This window comes from Wolbachia endosymbiont of Brugia pahangi, assembly GCF_012030695.1.
In the GTDB taxonomy this organism is placed as follows: Bacteria; Pseudomonadota; Alphaproteobacteria; order Rickettsiales; family Anaplasmataceae; genus Wolbachia.
Map to the genome: position 1 here is coordinate 620,341 of NZ_CP050521.1, position 16,238 is coordinate 636,578.

Consider the following 16,238-nt stretch of genomic DNA (forward strand, 5'->3'; position numbering starts at 1 on the left):
GGAACTTGGTTTAGAAAATTTTAAACCGCCAAAACTTTTCTTTGCCTTTACTGATCCCAATTCTTGGAGTGCAAACATAATCCAGGTTGATGTGGGATTCGTAAACACAAAACTCGTGGCTTATAGTGAGATCTAGTTTGTTATGTTCTCTTGTAATATTTAATCTTTTGCACAATATTCCCGGCCCGCTTAAATTTGCTTTAAGCGGTTCAATAAGCTTTAACCCTCGTATTAGAACTGCTGCTGGGAACCCTTCTGTTTCTGTTACAATGTTTAAGCAATAGTACATCCCATATATAAAGTACACATATGAAAACCCCGGTATACCAAACATTACTGAGGTTCGATCAGTATAACCTCGTGCTGCATGACAAGCTGGGTCATCCATTCCTATATATGCTTCAACTTCAGTTATCACTCCACTGAAATTGGAAAATTTTAGTATTTTTCCTAACAACTCCCCAGCTACAACCAAAGTTGGCCGCTCGTAGAAGTTTCTTGGTAGTATTTCATTGTTCATTATAAAAGTATAAGTCACTTGCATCTACAAGCAACTTATACTATTTTTGCTTTTTCTTACTTACTTACTTGAGCAGAGAGAACTTGTTGTGCTTGCGATGTGCTCACATCTGCCAGTCGCGACAAAATTTCTGTTGTTTCAGAACCTTTTTGTTGTAACTGTGGCAATTGTAGTGCTAACGCTTCGTGTAAAGATTTTGCCTCATATTGTCTTCCTACCCTTATCTCTTTATGCGCTTTTAACTGCTCTTCAGTTATTCCATTACCCTCGATAAGTCTTATAGAGCCGTCATCTTTCATGAGGATTTTAATTTTACATTCCTTGCCTTCACAATACCATCTCAAATCCATCTCATATGACCCATTAGCCACTTCATAAATCCTTGTCCCATGTTCATCGATCCGGCAACGAATTCCTCTTGTATTACTTTTATCAGGAAAGCAAAATGTAATTGCTTTTACGTTATATTCTTTGCATACACTACCACTTAGAAGATCTGCCATGTTTATTTCTTTTACATTATCATTCAGCACTATTCTTATAGCAGGCTTAACACTATTATCTTCATTTTTACTTTCTTTGAGCTTTACAAGTTTCATAGTATCACTTTTTATTTTTTGAGATATCTCTTCTTTAATTTGTTCAGCAACTTTGCCTATAATCTCCTTACCATTGTACTTGTTCTCCTCAGCAGTATATCTATACATACCATTACTATTCTTACGAACATGAGGTTTTGTTCTTACTTTATTAGTAATATTAGTAGAAGGGTTGTTTTGTAATTTAAAGAACTTATCCCATTCTTCCTTACTATTAAGAGTAACATATTTGTCTTTATCCGGTGTTGACCCAGATAAGTCTTGAGTATTCAAAGCTGGATTATTACTAGCAGAGCTGTTGTAAATATTTTGATCAGCAACTAATATAGTTTCAGTACTATTACTAGCTAACATATATGCCTCCATTATTGTTAACACATGACACCAGCATATAATTACTATATCAATTAGTCAACACTTAATTATGGTAGAAAAGTTATTTAATATTGAAGGCTCAAATATTCCTTCCCCTGATCAGTTAAAACACGTCCTCTTGGTGTGCGCTTTACAAAGCTAATTTTGATTAAATAAGGTTCTACTGTTTCCTCAATATTGCCAGAGTCCTCAGATAGCGCAATAGATATGGTATCAACTCCAACAGATCCTGAAGTATTGAATAAAAATCTTAGATAATCCACATCTAATTTATTTAATCCCATTTTATCTATGCCCAATTTTGACAGCGCAGAGTCAGCAATTTTGTGAGTAATTTTTTTATTATCTTTCACTTCAACAAAGTCCCTTATTCTTCTGAGCAACCTCAAAGCAATTCTTGGAGTGCCACGTGCACGGCAGGCAATTTCCTGTATGGCATCCTCTTCGATTTCTGCAGAAAAAACTTTTGTGCCTCTCTTTATAATGTCAACCAGCTCCTCAAAAGAATAAAACTCAAGACGCAAAGGAATACCAAAACGATCCCTCAGCGGTGCAGAAAGTAGTCCAAGTCGTGTTGTTGCACCGACCAACGTAAATGGTGGTAGATCTATCCTTAAAGTACGGGTAGATGGACCTTCACCTACTAATAGGTCTAGGCAAAAATCTTCCATAGCAGTATATAAAACTTCTTCAATGCTGCGATTTAATCTGTGGATTTCGTCAATGAATAAGACATCTTTTGCATTTAAAGTAGTGAGCACTGCAGCTAAATCTCCAGCTTTATTTAATAGTGGACCAGAAGTTGCGCGGAAGCTAACCCTTAACTCTTTAGAGATAATTTGCGCTAAAGTTGTTTTGCCAAGTCCTGGAGGACCATGCAGTAAAACATGATCTAAAGCTTCAGTTCTCGTCTTCGCAGCGTTTATAAACACTTTTAGATTTTGTATTAAGTCTTTTTGCCCGAAAAAATCATCAAGTTGCTCAGGTCTAATGTTTAAATTACGTACATCTTCAGCATATTCTTTACTGCATGATATCGATTTCATAATTTGAAAGCTCCTTAAGCGCTGTGCGAATAATATCCTTAGTATCCAGATTCGGTTTGTACTTTTTTATGGTATCATAAACTTTCGTTTTTTCATATCCAAGATTGATCAATGCTGAAACGGCATCCTCGTTAATTGGATAGAAATTATTGTTATTTATTTCTAATTTGCTCACTTTGCCACTCAATTCAGTGATAATTCGATTTATGAGTTTTGGACCAAGCCCGCTTATCTTGAGTGCTATTTTATCTTCATTCATAATTGCTAAAAATAGCTGTTCTGGGGTTAATTTGCTCAGGATCGACATTGCAGTTTTATAGCTAACGCCGCTCACCTTAACAAGCAAACGCAAGCATGATTGTTCTTCCTTATTTATAAAACCATATAGCTGCGTGGTGTTTTCTCTGTTGTTTGCACAAGTTTCGATAAGTAACTTGATTTTACTTCCTATATAACATACATTTAAAGCTTTGGCTGAAAGGTATATTATATAGCCAACATCATTTACATTCAGGATTATGTGATCGCCGTAAACTTCATCTACTGTCCCGCTTAAATTTCCTATCATTTTTAGCACTGTATAGAGTTCAGTTTAAAAATTCCTGGATCACAGGTCAAGTGTTAGGATCATAGAGATTAAATTTACTCATATTCCTTATACTCCAATTCACTAACAATTTCTAGATAATAAACACTCAAATTTAGGATCATCTCAATAAGTTTCTCCTTTGCCTTTTTAGTAGCAACTTTTCGAAGTGATCTTGCTATTAATACGATCAAGGCATCTTCTGGATGCTTTATATCCTCGTTAATAATCATATTGAATCAAAGCGAAGTCTGTTGCAGCTATGTGCTTGCATGGGCCAAAATCGAATGCTGGACAAAAACATTCTCCATCAAGAGAGTTGCCATCATGCCTTAGTGTTATTTTATATACTCCTGAGCCAACAACTTTTAACTTAACGTCAAAATTGCTAACAGATACAATATGTACCATTTTGTGATTAAAGTAAAATTCCTCTCTAGAGAAATAAGGTTTACCGATAAAATCCTTTTTCTTACTTCAAAAGTAAACCCTTTACAACCCTAATACAACGTTTTTTTCCTGTAGATAATTTTATAGTGCTGTACATCTGAATTTATCATCCTTTCATCTTGTTATCAGTTCCGTTTTTGCTTGCTTTAATTAGTTTATCAAAGTCAGACTTATACAGCTGATCTTGAATAATCCGGTACTTTTGTAAACTCTTCTTCAGCAAGAACTTAGCAACTTCAGCACCAACTCTTTTAGCATCTTCAAGCAACTTATAATCATTAAATAGCAAAAATAAGTTTAACTTGGCAATCCAATCTTGCATTCACACTAAGCGCTGTCTTCTCACCTGGAGCTCAGCATAGTCCAAATATATTGAAACAATATGATTTAATTTACTTAATTCTGCTTCAGTCAAATAATTTTTTGCAACGTTTGCGTCACTCTTTAAAATCTCGCCACCTGGATATTTCTCCATGTAGTAAGACCCATGAATGGTCTTTTGTGACTAACTCTGGAATGTATCAACTCTCCTGCAGTTAACCTGTGAACTGTCTAATATAATTTATTTTGCACTTTTGAACAAAACTGTTTTGTTACTTCTGAAGTGGGATCATAATCAGCAGAGTATTCAGCATAAATATCTGTAATTTTTGATAGAATCTACGTTCTGAAGTTTGTATTGCTCTGATCTTTTCGAGCAACTTATCGGAAATAATTTTCATCAAATTTGTTACCATACTTCAGTCGTTTGTTATCCAATGCAAACCATTTGATGATGAACTCTTTAGAATTTTTATGCCCACACCCTAAATGCGGTTGCCTTTTGAGAACTTACTCTATAACCAACAGCTAAAATTGCATCTAGGTTATAAAATTGTGTAGGATACTTCTTACAATCAGAAGCAGTTACTTCCAAAATGGAAACAACTCTGCTATTTTTTTTGCGTGAGCTGAATGCTCTCATCCTGGTACAAAAGGTTGATTTTATATCTCCATCTGGAGTTGTATATAATAGGATTTCGCTTTCTACTATCTTTCCAGTTGTTTTATGCATAGTTCTCAAATTTTGAAAATTTGTTCCATACCGTAGGGTTGCTTGGGTTGTTAATCAGCCAGTCCCCAGTAGATTGTTTGTGCTTTTCTATTTTATAATTTCCAAGGTGTCTAGGCTTAATTCTCTCTTCCTCTACCAGTTCTAATAATGCGCTGTTTTCTAGACAAATTATATCAATAATTTGACCTACTATAATAAAAATAGCAATCCATTTCTGGAATGTGTGACAAGTTATACTCATTTAGAACTGCAGAAATTTTTGGAATGTTTATTTTGCTCATCATAAAAACTGCCATGTGCAGTGTAATATTGATCTCACCCCGTGGCTTAACTTATAAATCAGTGCATGTTTTGTACCACACATTTCTCGTTTTTCATTGAGTACTGATAGATAATCACTACGATCAAGATTACGTCCCTAAGGCAATTCATGTGCATATTCTAGTGCCTTGTAAAAGGTAGTAATATCCAAAGTTAAAAAGAGATTTGATATAGGCTTATGATGAGATAAATATATTGAATTTAAGTCATTAACATCATAATTGCTCATTTGTATGAAATTTGCCTTCTCGCTTCAAAAGCTAACTCACCATAACTTTTATGTGGCGTTTTTTCCCTGCAGACAGTTTTATAAATGACTGATCTTTAAAGCTTTTAGAATTTATTATGTAATTGATATCATTTATAGTATGATCATTAACTTTGCATCCATTGCCCTGTATTAAACGCTTTGCAGCGCCTTTTGAAGGTTCAAGACCTATATCGTGCAGTAGGTCTATTAAGGGTATACCATTTGCAACTTGTTTTTTTGTTATAGTGTAATCAGGAAGTAGTGAGCTGTCTCCATTTTCAAAAACGGAGACTGCAGAAGATTGTGCAAGTTCTGCTTCTTTATCACCATGACATATTTTTGTTACCTCTGTTGCCAAAGCTTTTTTTGCTTCGTTTATTTCTTGATTCTTTAAAGATTCCAGTTTTTTAATTTCATCAATTGGCAAATCAGTGAAAAATCTCAAAAAACGCCCAATTTCTTGGTCATCGATATTGCGAAAGTACTGCCAGTAGTCATAAGGCTTTAGCATATCACCATCAAGCCACACAGTTCCACTTTCAGTTTTGCCCATTTTTTTTCCTTGAGCACTCAACAAAAGAGGCGTAGTAAGGCCAAACAACTCGGGTAAATTCAACTTTTTGCCAAGTTCAATTCCGTTTACTATATTTCCCCACTGGTCCGATCCTCCTATCTGCAAACGGCAGCCATACTTTTTGTTCAATTCAGCAAAATCGTAAGCCTGCAATAGCATGTAATTAAATTCCAGAAAGCTTAGATTTTGTTCCCTATCAAGTCTAGTTTTTACACTATCGAAACTTAGCATGCGATTTACAGAAAAATGCGCCCCTATATCACGCAAAAAATCTATGTATTTTATACTATCTAGCCAATCTGCGTTATTTACTATAATTGCACCAGCCTTTCCATCATTAAAGTATACCATTTTCTTAAGTGCTTTTTTTATACCAGATATATTTTGGTTAATATCTTCAATAGGCAAAACACTTCTTGCTTTGTCTTTACCAGATGGATCGCCAATCTTTGTTGTGCTACCTCCAAGTAAAACTATTGGCTTATAACCAAATTTCTGCAGGTGACGAAGCATCATAATCTGGATTAAGCTACCAACATGAAGACTTGATGCTGTACAATCAAACCCAATATATGCAACTACGTAGTTATTCTGCAATAGTAGTTGGTCTAACCCTTCAATGTTTGTACACTGATATAGGTATCCTCTTTCCTGAATGAAATTTAAAAATTCAGACTTGTGTTTCACGACTTGTTTTCATCAATTAAAGTAATTTAAATCCACAAATCTTACAAGTGGAAGAAAGTTAATTCCATAGTTCTTCTATTTTATAATACTCCCTTACTTCCGGCCTGAATATGTGAACCATTATGCCTTGAAAATTCAAAATCACCCAATTACCTTCATCCATACCTTCCACATCCATTTTATAATATTGCTTGAGACTTTTCATTACGTGTTCAGCTAATGCCTTCACATGTCGGCTTGAATCACCAGATGCAATAATCATATATTTTGCAATAATGGTTTTATTCTGCACATCAAAAGTGACTATATCACGACCTTTATTTTGATCTATTATACTCATAATTGTGCTTTTTATCGATTCTGTATCACTGGATACATTAGCCATTATTCTAGATTATATAATTTATTTATAATAATACACTCAAAATCTCTAAACATGAACTATTTTCGATATAACTATTTGCTAAGCAAGAAGTTTGAACTTTTAGTGTAACAGCATGTACAGCACATATCCTTATTATATATAATGAAAGACAGTTTCTCTATACTTATTTATTGTGAGCAAGACTTTCATTCACTTAATCGGCCTTCTAGGTAGCAGCAAACTTACTTACTGCAAAAGAACTATGTAAGATCATTGATGCGGTTATAGTAAGCAATAACCTGTTTAATAATATTATACTCAAAATCGTTAAATTAAGAAACGCTGAAATTACAGGTGACTTACGGGAAAAATTTTTGCAGTCAGAGAAAATTGTTAGCAATGCTAGAATAGTATTACATAAAATCAAAGCATTACATATTTACAAATGAATTGATAGATGGTGATCCCCACGACCAAAAGTTATACAACTTAGTAGTAAACTTAAGTAAAAAAATGGGTTTGAAAATTCTTCCTGTGGTAATACACTGTAATAGAGTAAAGAACTAGTGGAGCATATCCAATCAGATTAGGTATCAGGAGAATAAAATTACCAATCCGGATTTTGCTATAAGAAAATTAAAGGAAAAAGGTTATTTGTACCTAAAGGCGCTTTCGAAATTAAATAACTTAGAATTAAGCACAAAGGGAGTTGTAAAAAGAACCGCTAACAAGATAAAAGACAGAAAAAGATTAGTTGAAGCTTCTGTAACAAATAATTAATAACAGGACGTACTCATGGTTGAGCAGAAAGATAAATATCGTCCTTGCGTTGGCATAATGCTATTTAACAAACAAGGACATGTGTTCATTGGAAAACGCTTTGATAGCGACTCTTACTGGCAGATGCCACAAGGGGGAATTGATGATGGTGAAAAGCTAGAGCAAGCAGCACTACGTGAATTGCTAGAGGAAGTTGGTACTGATAAAGCAAAGATTATAGCTAAAAATAAGGATTGGATATATTATAACTTACCTGAGGAAGTTATACCAACATGCTGGAATGGAAGATATTCTGGCCAAAAGCAAAGGTGGTTCTTAATGAAATTTTATGGAGAAGGTAAGGATATTAATATCAACTATACTGATCATCCAGAATTCAAGGAGTGGCGTTGGCAGAGTGTAGATAATTTGGTAGCAGGTGCCATACCATTTAAAAAGGAAGTTTATAAAACAGTGATAGAAGAGTTTTCTTCTCAAATCAAAGTCTCTATTATTAAGTAAAATTTACAATAAGTTTGTGATAGTAGATTCTCATTGCCATTTGATTTATTTCTCTGATGATGAAATACCGGAAGTGATTTCAAGAGCAGAGCAAAATGGTGTAAAAATTTTACATAACATATGCGTAAACGCTGATGATGTTTCTAAATTATTGAAAATTGCTTCATCCTATAATCAAGTCTATTCCTCTATTGGTATACACCCACTTGATGCTTCTATAGAGAACGGCAAGTGTATACATGCTGATGAATTGGTTGAACTCATTAAGAATCAAAAGGTAGTTAGTATAGGTGAAACCGGGTTAGATTTTTATAAATCTAATAATAAAAGCAATCAGAAAAAAAGTTTTGCATCACACATAGAAGCAGCAAGAATAACAGGGTTGCCTTTAGTCATCCACACTAGAGGTGTTGACAGTGAAGTGATCGATATGCTAAAGTCAGAAATGAAAAATGGCCCTTTTAATGGAGTAATGCATTGTTTTACTTCCTCCAAGGAGCTTGCTCATCAATTTATAGATTTAGGGTTATACATTTCATTTTCTGGAATTATTACTTTTAAAAATGCAAGCTTACTCAGAAGAATTGCACAAGATGTACCACGTGAGCGTGTTTTAGTTGAAACTGATGCACCGTATCTATCACCTGAACCTCACAGAGGAAAAAAGAACGAGCCAGCAATGGTAAAATATGTTGTAGATTGTCTAGCGGAATTGTGGAGTGAATCACCGGATAAGGTAGCAGAAGTAACCACAAACAACTTTTTCAGGCTGTTTACAAAACTTAAGCTTAAAGAAATCCTATAAAACCATTAACTTGTTTATAAGCTTAAAGATTTTACCAATTCTTTTACTGCATTTACGGATTTGTTGAACATCTCTTGTTCACTATCATCCATTTTAACCTCCAGAACCTTTTCAATTCCGTTTTTACCAATAATTACAGGGACACCAATGAACAAATCTTTTACACCATATTCACCATTAAGATAAGTAGCGCACGGTAATATACGCTTTTCATCACGTAAATATGATTCCAACATATATATACTAGAAGATGCAGGAGCATAGTATGCAGACCCAGACTTAAGTAAATCAATTATTTCTTTACCGCCATTACGAGTGCGCTTGACTATTTCATCAACTTTTTCCTGTGTGATGAGACCCATATCAATGATTTGGGTAAGTGGAATGCCAGCGATGGAAGCACAACGAATCAGCGGCACCATAGTGTCACCATGTCCTCCAAGCACAAAAGCAGATACATCCTCAACAGAAATATTGAGTTCTCTTGCAAGAAAATAACGAAAGCGGGAAGAATCAAGCACTCCAGCCATTCCAACAATCATATTGGCTGGGAGGTTTGAAAACTTATGCACTACTGAAACCATGGCATCTAAAGGATTGGTAACCACTATCACAAACGCATTTGGAGAATATTTTCTAATATTTTCTCCAACCTCCTTCATTACTTTAGCATTAGTTTGAAGGAGATCGTCTCTGCTCATTCCCGGTTTTCTCGCAATGCCAGCGGTTATTATAATTGCATCAGAGTTTTTTATATCTCCATACCTATTTGTGCCAGTAATATTAACACTAAACCCACCAATAGGGGATGATTCTGCTATATCGAGTGCTTTACCTTGTGGTATTCCATCGTTAACGTCAAACAAAACAACATCACCAAGCTCTCTTAATGTAACCATATGTGCGAGAGCCCCACCGATATTTCCTGCACCAATCAAAGATATTTTTTTTCTTTGTACTGTCATTTCTACTCCTTTGTATTTGCTTTTGCGGTTTCACCTTCCCAAGGGGATAGGCTGTCAAACATACGAAAATCTTGCGGTAAATCTATAGGATTATACACAACCTTTTTTGCCTCTATGTCATATCTAACTTCTTCATAACCAGTAAGAGGAAAATCTTTTAACATTGGATGACCTTTGAATCCATAATCCGTTAGAATCCTACGCAAATCAGGATGATTAGAGAATTCTATTCCATACATATCAAAAACTTCGCGCTCAAACCACGAAGCTGTGTTAAATATCCTTACTACGCTTGGAGGCATATCACCTTCATATAATTGAAGTTTTATATGTACCCTAATATTATGCACAATGCTGAGCAAATTATACATTAGCTCAAAACGTTTCTCCCTACCTGGATAATCAACCCCAAAAATATCAACTAATAATTCAAACCTACATTTTTCATCATCGCGTAGAAAGAGTAAGTGATCCTCAATATTATCTAAAGTTGAATATATTACAATAGTACCATCACCTTGCTGAATAAATTCACATTTGGTCTTTTTTTGTATGTACTTTGCAGTTTTATCCATACTATATATTCTGAGTTCTTTTTATTTTATTTTGTAGGCACAGCATTCCATATAGCAATGCCTCTGCAGTTGGCGGGCATCCAGGAACATATATATCAACTGGTACAATTCTATCACAACCACGAACTACCGAGTAGGAGTAATGATAATAACCACCGCCATTTGCACAACTTCCCATAGAAACAACGTACTTGGGGTCTGCCATTTGGTCATAAACCTTACGCAAGGCTGCTGCCATTTTGTTGGTTAGTGTACCAGCAACAATCATAACATCCGCCTGTCTTGGACTCGCACGAAACATTATACCATATCTATCAAGATCATAACGACTGGATGCAGTGTGCATCATTTCTACTGCACAACATGCAAGACCAAATGTCATTGGCCATAATGAGCCAGATCTTGCCCAATTGATTACATAATCTATTAAATTACCGAATTTAGTAACAAGAAACCCTTCTTTCTTATAACGATTCCAGTCATCGTTAGATAGAACTTGACCTATCATAAACTTATTCCCATTCTAATGCACCTTTACACCACTCATAGATAAAGCCTACAGTAAGTATTGCAAGAAATATCATCATAGACCAAAATCCACAATAGCTTATTTTAGATAAAGAAATAGCCCAAGGAAAAAGAAAAGCAATTTCTAAGTCAAATATCATAAATAATATTGAAACTAAATAAAACTTAATGTCAAAATTTTTTCTTGCTCTTGATAAAGGGTTAAAACCGCACTCATATGTAGAAAGTTTTTCACTATCTGGTTTGCTTATTGCAAGAAACATAGGCAATACACCCAAAGCAAGAGATAGTATAATTGATACGCAGATAAAAATTGCTATAGCTAAATATTCACTCATTTAATAAAACTTGTAGAAAGCAACACTACAAATTTACATGCTTTCCTAATCTTTTACCACCTAAAATATGCATATGAAAGTGCGGCACAACTTGTTCCCCGTTTTCACCGCAGTTAGTAACTAATCTATATCCTGTTTTTTCTAGGTTATATTTATACGTTATCTCTCTTACAGTTTTAAAGAAGCCTACTATTTCCTCCGCAGAAGCTTTAAAAATAAAATCATCATATGAAATATATTGACTTTTCGGTACAACTAAAATGTGAACTGGTGCATCAGGATACTTATCGTAAAATGCCAAGACATCCTCATCCTCATAAACCTTCTTGCAAGGCAACTCACCCCTTAATATTTGAGCAAAGATGTTATTGCTATCATAGTATTTATTGCTCATGCTTTAGAGGCACGACCACCTTTTTCTCTTCCTGGGTTCAGAACAGGTGTAGATGAAGGGCTCTCCATTTTACTGTTAGAGACATCTCCTTCAAAGCGTAGATTAGATTCGTTACCAATAGCTTCCCTCAACTTATCTTCTAATTCTATACCTTTAGAAGTAGTTTTTCCAGCTTTTACATGATACATTCCCAAAGGATCAGTCATATTGCTTTGAGTGATAAATTCATTAGATTCTGGTGACTTCTCTATAGGCTTTACAACTTCTGATGGCTGTTCGCGATACCCCCGGTACAATTTTTCAGCAATACCATATAGCAATTTCTGGTCTGTGTGAACTTTAAACTCTCCACCAGTAATTTCTGCCAGGCCTTTAAGGTTTTCATTCACTTTATCGTAAATTTTGCCAATAATAAGTTGTTTTACCTCCTCCGGACTCTTTCCTTTGTATTCAGGACCAGCTTTAATGCCATTGGTAATTTCCTTAACATCAACTTCGATTATAGCTTCGTTTTTTTTCCTGAAAATAGTCACACTTGGCAAATTGTTTTTTATTTGATCTAATTGCTCCTGGCTCAAATAAGGTATGTCTCCTACCAAAGTCCTTGATGCTTTAAATATAACCCTTCCCTTTCCTTTCTCTTGTTCTGTTATGTGTACACCAAGATCTTCACTAGCTTGTGTAGTCTTTATAGGCAGGTAGTATTCTTTAGGTATTTTGCCAATAACATAACGCCAACCATTTTTTATATCGTGCCACATTTCATCCCAAGACTTTAACTGACTTTTTAGTTGGAAAGGATATATTATTGTACCTTTAAATAAGACAAATAAACCCCTAACTACACCCTTAAATAAGATTTTTCCACCTTCAATGAGAAACCCTCGCACTCCCAAAGCTGCATTTTTAGCTTTACCTAATATAGAAGTAGACTCTTTGCTTGAAATATCTCCTTTTTTATCTTGTTCCATATATACCCCCGAAGTATTCTAACACTAAATACTATAGTGTATTCTAAATTATAGATAAAAACATTTAAATTCCTATATCTATTATAAGATGAAATTACAGAGATTGCAACTATTATTTATATACTGTCTAAAACGTGAGGTATTTCGCTACTTTTATTATTAATCTTGCTTTAAAGTTAAACTATGTTCGAATGGAATACTAATAATATTATTGATGCTACTGGCGGAAGAGGGAAGAGTGGTTGCCATAACTTAAATATTTCAACAGACACAAGAAATATAAAAAAAGGTGACTTATTTATCGCACTTAAAGGAAAGAATTTTGATGGACATGATTTTTTACATGAAGCCTTTTTGAAAGGGGCAGCAGCTGCGGTAGTGAGCGAAGACAAATATAGGAATCTTCCTGTAATTGTTGTGCAAGATACTCTAAAAGCTTTGCATGATATGGCATCGTATTACATCAGAAATGTTCTTGTTAATGCTGAAGTTATTGCAATTACAGGCAGTGTAGGAAAAACCACCACAAAAGATATGCTCCATACTGTTCTATCACAGTATGGAGTGTCTCATGTGAATGATGGTAATTTGAATAATAACATAGGGCTACCTTTAACGATTCTAAAAGCTCCAGAAAACTGCCGGTACTTAATTCTTGAAATGGGGATGAATAAAGCTGGTGAGATAAAAGAATTATCAAAGATAAGTAACCCAAATATTGCGGTTATCACCAATATCGAACCTGTGCACGTTGAAAATTTTTCGTCGCTATTTGATATTGCTCAAGCAAAATTAGAAGTTTTGTACGGTGTGAAAAATAACGGTACTTTGATCCTAAACAAAGACAATAAATATTATGATTATCTCTTATCGCACGTCGATAGAGATGTAGTAAGCTTTGGTAGGAGTGAAAGCGCTACAGTTTGCTTGTTGAATGTAATAAAAAATGACAAAGGGCTAAATTTAAAAATTAGACTGAATAATAATCAGATTCTGAACTGTAATTTATGTGTGCAAGGCAAACATTTTGTATACTCTGTACTGGCTGTTGTTGCAGTCATACAAAATCTTGGACTTGATTTATCAAAATTACCACTTGCACTTGAGAATTTTAATATAACGAAAGGCAGAGGTAGTGTTCACAAGGCTAAATACAATGGAAAGTGTATACATTTGATTGATGACTCCTATAATGCCAGTCCTGCTTCAATGAAAGCTGCAATAAGAACTTTAGGTATATATTCTAATCGGAGGAAAGTAGCATTACTTGGCGATATGCTAGAACTTGGTAACAAAAGCATAACATTTCATATGAAATTACTTGATTCTATCGTAAAATATGACGTGGATAAAGTTTATACGGTTGGTAAATTTATGTTAAAGTTGCATAGGCTTTTACCAGGCAATATAAAAGGCACGCATTTTAATGATTCTAATCAATTGAAAAGCAACTTAGCTAACATTGTTCAAAATAATGATGTAGTTCTGGTCAAGGGTTCACGTGGAGTGAAAATGGATTTCATAGTGCAAGGATTCATAATAGAATATTAAATAAAACTATTGTATTAATTTAAGGTTAAGTTATTAGAAGTTTTAATCGTGATAAAACGTGTAGTTATTTTTGGTGGAACAGGGTTTATAGGGAAACACATCGTAAGACGTTTGGCAACAGCAGGGTATTTAATAAGGGTATTTGTCCGTAACCAAGAAAAAGCTGCTTGTTTAAAGTTATGCGGCAATTTAGGACAAATATCTATATTTAAAGGCGATTTTTTTGACGAGAAGTTAATTCTGGAAAGTGTAGAGGAATGTAATGTAGTCATAAACTTAGTGGGAATATTATATGAAGTAAAAGAGCACAGTTTCTACGCTGTTCATGTTGGGATAGCTGAAAAAATAGCAAGAGCTGCAAAAATAAAAAATGTATCTATGATGATACATTTTTCTGCTATGGGAATAGAAAACAGTAAGCTGTCAGAATATGCTCAAAGTAAACTGAAAGGTGAAAAAGCTGTAACCGCAGCATTCCCAGAAGCAATAATAATTAAGCCGAGTCTTGTATTTGGCAAAGAAGATAACTTCTTTACCAAATTTGCAAGACTAGCAACTATTCTTCCTTTCTTGCCGCTAATTGGCAGTGGTACAACTAAATTTCAGCCGATATGTGTAACCGATTTAGCTGAGATGGTATACCGCATTATCAATCTTAATAAGCAAGATAAGAAGATTTATAATATAGGTGGACCGAAAATCTACTCTTTTAAAAGCTTACTAAGGTTTATTCTGAATGTTACCAACAGAAAATGCTTATTAGTCAATGTATCTTTTCCAATGGCAAAGTTAATAGCCTTCTTCTTAGAAAGAAGGATCATTTCTATATTGTTAAAACCCATAACCGGGGATATAAGCCCTATGCTTACTCGAGATCAGGTAAGAGTTATGATGAGTAGCTCAATTGAAAAATCAACTGATTTTGAAGCAATAAAAATCCGGCCATTATCAATTGAAAACGTAGTACCAGAGTATTTGAAGGTTTATAAAAAGTATTGACATAAAGAGTGCGCCCAGTAGGATTCGAACCTACGACCCACAGCTTAGAAGGCTGTTGCTCTATCCAGCTGAGCTACGGGCGCACAGCATATATAAAATGCTTCTTAACACGTATAAAGTCAAGGCATTTCATGTAAATACAATGCTTATAGCAAATTCTTGCAAGACCTTATCATTCTAGTATGCGGTGCTAACTTTTTCTGATTTAAGTACCAAGATGACAGAGTTTTAAAAATAAGTTATTTTTTTATTTTTTAGTAAAAAGACAGCCCATGGGTATCAAAATTGCACCTTCTATACTTTCAGCAAATTTCGCAAAATTAGGAGAAGAGGTAAAAAGAATTAACAACTTAGGTGTAGATTATATACACATAGACGTTATGGATGGAAATTTTGTTCCAAACATTACAATTGGTCCAGGCGTTATCTCTACAATACGTAAATATACTAACCTTTTTTTTGATGTACACTTAATGATTAAGTCTCCTGGTGACCATGTTGAAAGCTTTATAAATGCTGGTGCTGATATCATTACTATACACGCAGAAGCAGAGGTACACCTTGAAAGGCTGATAAGAAAGATAAAGTCATACAAAAATGTAAACGATGCGAAAAAAAAGGTTCAAGTTGGAGTGTCAATTGTTCCTTCAACTTCCCCAGGTATATTTGAGTATATAATACATGAGTTGGATATTGTATTAATTATGACAGTCAACCCTGGATTTGGAGGACAGGAGTTTATTTATTCACAACTGGGCAAGATATCTGTTGTGAAGAAAATGATACGAGAGCGCGGCCTTAAAACACAAATTTCAGTAGATGGCGGAGTGAGTCTTTCAAACGCAGCTGATATAATAAAAGCAGGTGCAGATATCTTAGTCGCTGGATCAGCAATATTTAGAGCTAAAAATATGAAGAAAGCTGTAAATGATTTTAAAAACCTATCATTGTAACCCCATAGCCCAACACAAATCACTTCTGTCATTCTATAAGTAAAAAAATTTC

25 protein-coding genes and 1 tRNA gene are annotated in these 16,238 nt (G+C 34.5%); 5 read left to right on the top strand and 21 right to left on the bottom strand.

Annotated elements, in window-relative coordinates:
• Positions 1-10 precede the first annotated feature (10 nt).
• The 14 genes from WBP_RS02900 to rsfS form a co-directional block, all read right to left on the bottom strand.
• Positions 11-520 (bottom strand): DNA-3-methyladenine glycosylase, encoded by a 510-nt coding sequence (locus tag WBP_RS02900; RefSeq protein WP_041571549.1) that lies wholly within the window; start codon positions 518-520, stop codon positions 11-13.
• Positions 521-576: 56 nt separating this feature from the next.
• Entirely contained in the window at positions 577-1,473 is an 897-nt protein-coding gene (locus WBP_RS02905; protein WP_246165855.1) for a hypothetical protein, read from the bottom strand.
• Between the two features lie 86 nt (positions 1,474-1,559).
• Positions 1,560-2,540: a Holliday junction branch migration DNA helicase RuvB gene (ruvB, locus tag WBP_RS02910; protein ID WP_167896005.1), complete on the bottom strand. Its 981-nt coding sequence runs from the start codon at positions 2,538-2,540 to the stop codon at positions 1,560-1,562.
• On the bottom strand, positions 2,518-3,108 hold the full coding sequence (gene ruvA / locus WBP_RS02915) for a Holliday junction branch migration protein RuvA (RefSeq protein ID WP_167896006.1): 591 nt from the start codon (positions 3,106-3,108) through the stop codon (positions 2,518-2,520). The genes ruvB and ruvA overlap by 23 nt, the downstream gene beginning before the upstream one ends.
• Before the next feature lie 74 nt (positions 3,109-3,182).
• Positions 3,183-3,359 carry a hypothetical protein gene (locus WBP_RS02920; RefSeq protein WP_167896007.1) on the bottom strand — a complete coding sequence of 59 codons (177 nt, stop codon included), beginning with the start codon at positions 3,357-3,359 and terminating at the stop codon, positions 3,183-3,185.
• On the bottom strand, positions 3,349-3,537 hold the full coding sequence (locus WBP_RS02925) for an SWIM zinc finger family protein (RefSeq protein WP_246165858.1): 189 nt from the start codon (positions 3,535-3,537) through the stop codon (positions 3,349-3,351). The genes WBP_RS02920 and WBP_RS02925 overlap by 11 nt, the downstream gene beginning before the upstream one ends.
• Positions 3,538-3,682: 145 nt before the next feature.
• Entirely contained in the window at positions 3,683-3,898 is a 216-nt protein-coding gene (locus tag WBP_RS05705) for a hypothetical protein (protein ID WP_246165861.1), read from the bottom strand.
• Positions 3,899-4,051, bottom strand: coding sequence for a RhuM family protein (rhuM, locus tag WBP_RS05710; RefSeq protein ID WP_246165864.1), 153 nt, complete (start codon positions 4,049-4,051; stop codon positions 3,899-3,901).
• A 77-nt stretch (positions 4,052-4,128) separates the two neighbouring features.
• Entirely contained in the window at positions 4,129-4,236 is a 108-nt protein-coding gene (gene rhuM, locus WBP_RS06105) for a RhuM family protein (protein ID WP_369799987.1), read from the bottom strand.
• A 133-nt stretch (positions 4,237-4,369) separates the two neighbouring features.
• Positions 4,370-4,630, bottom strand: coding sequence for a RhuM family protein (rhuM, locus tag WBP_RS05715; RefSeq protein WP_246165866.1), 261 nt, complete (start codon positions 4,628-4,630; stop codon positions 4,370-4,372).
• Positions 4,623-4,871, bottom strand: a complete 249-nt coding sequence (locus tag WBP_RS02935; protein WP_167896008.1) for a hypothetical protein — start codon at positions 4,869-4,871, stop codon at positions 4,623-4,625. Before WBP_RS02935 ends, rhuM (WBP_RS05715) begins: the two co-directional genes overlap by 8 nt.
• 177 nt (positions 4,872-5,048) lie before the next feature.
• On the bottom strand, positions 5,049-5,180 hold the full coding sequence (locus WBP_RS06040) for a hypothetical protein (RefSeq protein ID WP_256366180.1): 132 nt from the start codon (positions 5,178-5,180) through the stop codon (positions 5,049-5,051).
• A gap of 31 nt (positions 5,181-5,211) precedes the next feature.
• On the bottom strand, positions 5,212-6,462 hold the full coding sequence (gene tyrS, locus WBP_RS02940; RefSeq protein ID WP_167896009.1) for a tyrosine--tRNA ligase: 1,251 nt from the start codon (positions 6,460-6,462) through the stop codon (positions 5,212-5,214).
• Positions 6,463-6,520: 58 nt separating this feature from the next.
• Positions 6,521-6,847, bottom strand: coding sequence for a ribosome silencing factor (rsfS, locus tag WBP_RS02945; RefSeq protein ID WP_167896010.1), 327 nt, complete (start codon positions 6,845-6,847; stop codon positions 6,521-6,523).
• A 774-nt stretch (positions 6,848-7,621) separates the two neighbouring features.
• On the opposite strand from rsfS, the gene WBP_RS02950 reads away from it, so the two are divergent.
• Positions 7,622-8,107 carry an RNA pyrophosphohydrolase gene (locus tag WBP_RS02950; RefSeq protein WP_011256445.1) on the top strand — a complete coding sequence of 162 codons (486 nt, stop codon included), beginning with the start codon at positions 7,622-7,624 and terminating at the stop codon, positions 8,105-8,107.
• Positions 8,108-8,123: 16 nt separating this feature from the next.
• Positions 8,124-8,912, top strand: coding sequence for a TatD family hydrolase (locus WBP_RS02955; RefSeq protein WP_167896011.1), 789 nt, complete (start codon positions 8,124-8,126; stop codon positions 8,910-8,912).
• Between the two features lie 14 nt (positions 8,913-8,926).
• Here WBP_RS02955 and mdh read toward each other — a convergent pair whose 3' ends face one another.
• From mdh to WBP_RS02985, 6 genes are read right to left on the bottom strand one after another with little or no spacing between them, the layout of a single operon-like run.
• Complete coding sequence (gene mdh, locus WBP_RS02960) at positions 8,927-9,877, bottom strand: malate dehydrogenase (protein ID WP_167896012.1); 951 nt, start codon at positions 9,875-9,877, stop codon at positions 8,927-8,929.
• 2 nt (positions 9,878-9,879) lie between these two features.
• Positions 9,880-10,452, bottom strand: a complete 573-nt coding sequence (locus tag WBP_RS02965) for an NADH-quinone oxidoreductase subunit C (RefSeq protein ID WP_167896013.1) — start codon at positions 10,450-10,452, stop codon at positions 9,880-9,882.
• A gap of 1 nt (position 10,453) precedes the next feature.
• Positions 10,454-10,960 carry a NuoB/complex I 20 kDa subunit family protein gene (locus WBP_RS02970; protein WP_167896014.1) on the bottom strand — a complete coding sequence of 169 codons (507 nt, stop codon included), beginning with the start codon at positions 10,958-10,960 and terminating at the stop codon, positions 10,454-10,456.
• A gap of 4 nt (positions 10,961-10,964) precedes the next feature.
• Entirely contained in the window at positions 10,965-11,318 is a 354-nt protein-coding gene (gene ndhC, locus WBP_RS02975) for an NADH-quinone oxidoreductase subunit A (protein WP_167896015.1), read from the bottom strand.
• Positions 11,319-11,343: 25 nt separating this feature from the next.
• Positions 11,344-11,712 (bottom strand): HIT domain-containing protein, encoded by a 369-nt coding sequence (locus WBP_RS02980; RefSeq protein ID WP_011256439.1) that lies wholly within the window; start codon positions 11,710-11,712, stop codon positions 11,344-11,346.
• Positions 11,709-12,683: a hypothetical protein gene (locus WBP_RS02985; RefSeq protein WP_167896016.1), complete on the bottom strand. Its 975-nt coding sequence runs from the start codon at positions 12,681-12,683 to the stop codon at positions 11,709-11,711. The genes WBP_RS02980 and WBP_RS02985 overlap by 4 nt, the downstream gene beginning before the upstream one ends.
• Before the next feature lie 183 nt (positions 12,684-12,866).
• On the opposite strand from WBP_RS02985, the gene WBP_RS02990 reads away from it, so the two are divergent.
• Positions 12,867-14,234, top strand: coding sequence for a UDP-N-acetylmuramoyl-tripeptide--D-alanyl-D-alanine ligase (locus WBP_RS02990; RefSeq protein ID WP_167896017.1), 1,368 nt, complete (start codon positions 12,867-12,869; stop codon positions 14,232-14,234).
• Between the two features lie 48 nt (positions 14,235-14,282).
• A complete protein-coding gene (locus tag WBP_RS02995) occupies positions 14,283-15,233 on the top strand; it encodes a complex I NDUFA9 subunit family protein (protein ID WP_167896018.1) in 951 nt (316 codons plus the stop codon).
• Positions 15,234-15,242: 9 nt separating this feature from the next.
• On the opposite strand, the gene WBP_RS03000 is transcribed toward WBP_RS02995, so the two are convergent.
• Positions 15,243-15,316: transfer RNA gene (locus tag WBP_RS03000), tRNA-Arg, on the bottom strand.
• A 189-nt stretch (positions 15,317-15,505) separates the two neighbouring features.
• Here WBP_RS03000 and rpe point away from each other — a divergent pair.
• Positions 15,506-16,186: a ribulose-phosphate 3-epimerase gene (gene rpe / locus WBP_RS03005; protein WP_011256435.1), complete on the top strand. Its 681-nt coding sequence runs from the start codon at positions 15,506-15,508 to the stop codon at positions 16,184-16,186.
• Positions 16,187-16,238: the final 52 nt, after the last annotated feature.

What these genes read in the sequence shown, in the direction of transcription:
- WBP_RS02900 (WP_041571549.1), bottom strand. Translation starts at nt 520, where the DNA reads ATGAACAATGAAATACTACCAAGAAACTTCTACGAGCGGCCAACTTTG.
- WBP_RS02905 (WP_246165855.1), bottom strand. Translation starts at nt 1,473, where the DNA reads ATGTTAGCTAGTAATAGTACTGAAACTATATTAGTTGCTGATCAAAAT.
- ruvB (WP_167896005.1), bottom strand. Translation starts at nt 2,540, where the DNA reads ATGAAATCGATATCATGCAGTAAAGAATATGCTGAAGATGTACGTAAT.
- ruvA (WP_167896006.1), bottom strand. Translation starts at nt 3,108, where the DNA reads ATGATAGGAAATTTAAGCGGGACAGTAGATGAAGTTTACGGCGATCAC.
- WBP_RS02920 (WP_167896007.1), bottom strand. Translation starts at nt 3,359, where the DNA reads ATGATTATTAACGAGGATATAAAGCATCCAGAAGATGCCTTGATCGTA.
- WBP_RS02925 (WP_246165858.1), bottom strand. Translation starts at nt 3,537, where the DNA reads ATGGTACATATTGTATCTGTTAGCAATTTTGACGTTAAGTTAAAAGTT.
- WBP_RS05705 (WP_246165861.1), bottom strand. Translation starts at nt 3,898, where the DNA reads ATGCAAGATTGGATTGCCAAGTTAAACTTATTTTTGCTATTTAATGAT.
- rhuM (WP_246165864.1), bottom strand. Translation starts at nt 4,051, where the DNA reads ATGGAGAAATATCCAGGTGGCGAGATTTTAAAGAGTGACGCAAACGTT.
- rhuM (WP_246165866.1), bottom strand. Translation starts at nt 4,630, where the DNA reads ATGCATAAAACAACTGGAAAGATAGTAGAAAGCGAAATCCTATTATAT.
- WBP_RS02935 (WP_167896008.1), bottom strand. Translation starts at nt 4,871, where the DNA reads ATGAGTATAACTTGTCACACATTCCAGAAATGGATTGCTATTTTTATT.
- WBP_RS06040 (WP_256366180.1), bottom strand. Translation starts at nt 5,180, where the DNA reads ATGAGCAATTATGATGTTAATGACTTAAATTCAATATATTTATCTCAT.
- rsfS (WP_167896010.1), bottom strand. Translation starts at nt 6,847, where the DNA reads ATGGCTAATGTATCCAGTGATACAGAATCGATAAAAAGCACAATTATG.
- WBP_RS02950 (WP_011256445.1), top strand. Translation starts at nt 7,622, where the DNA reads ATGGTTGAGCAGAAAGATAAATATCGTCCTTGCGTTGGCATAATGCTA.
- mdh (WP_167896012.1), bottom strand. Translation starts at nt 9,877, where the DNA reads ATGACAGTACAAAGAAAAAAAATATCTTTGATTGGTGCAGGAAATATC.
- WBP_RS02965 (WP_167896013.1), bottom strand. Translation starts at nt 10,452, where the DNA reads ATGGATAAAACTGCAAAGTACATACAAAAAAAGACCAAATGTGAATTT.
- WBP_RS02970 (WP_167896014.1), bottom strand. Translation starts at nt 10,960, where the DNA reads ATGATAGGTCAAGTTCTATCTAACGATGACTGGAATCGTTATAAGAAA.
- ndhC (WP_167896015.1), bottom strand. Translation starts at nt 11,318, where the DNA reads ATGAGTGAATATTTAGCTATAGCAATTTTTATCTGCGTATCAATTATA.
- WBP_RS02980 (WP_011256439.1), bottom strand. Translation starts at nt 11,712, where the DNA reads ATGAGCAATAAATACTATGATAGCAATAACATCTTTGCTCAAATATTA.
- WBP_RS02985 (WP_167896016.1), bottom strand. Translation starts at nt 12,683, where the DNA reads ATGGAACAAGATAAAAAAGGAGATATTTCAAGCAAAGAGTCTACTTCT.
- WBP_RS02990 (WP_167896017.1), top strand. Translation starts at nt 12,867, where the DNA reads ATGTTCGAATGGAATACTAATAATATTATTGATGCTACTGGCGGAAGA.
- rpe (WP_011256435.1), top strand. Translation starts at nt 15,506, where the DNA reads ATGGGTATCAAAATTGCACCTTCTATACTTTCAGCAAATTTCGCAAAA.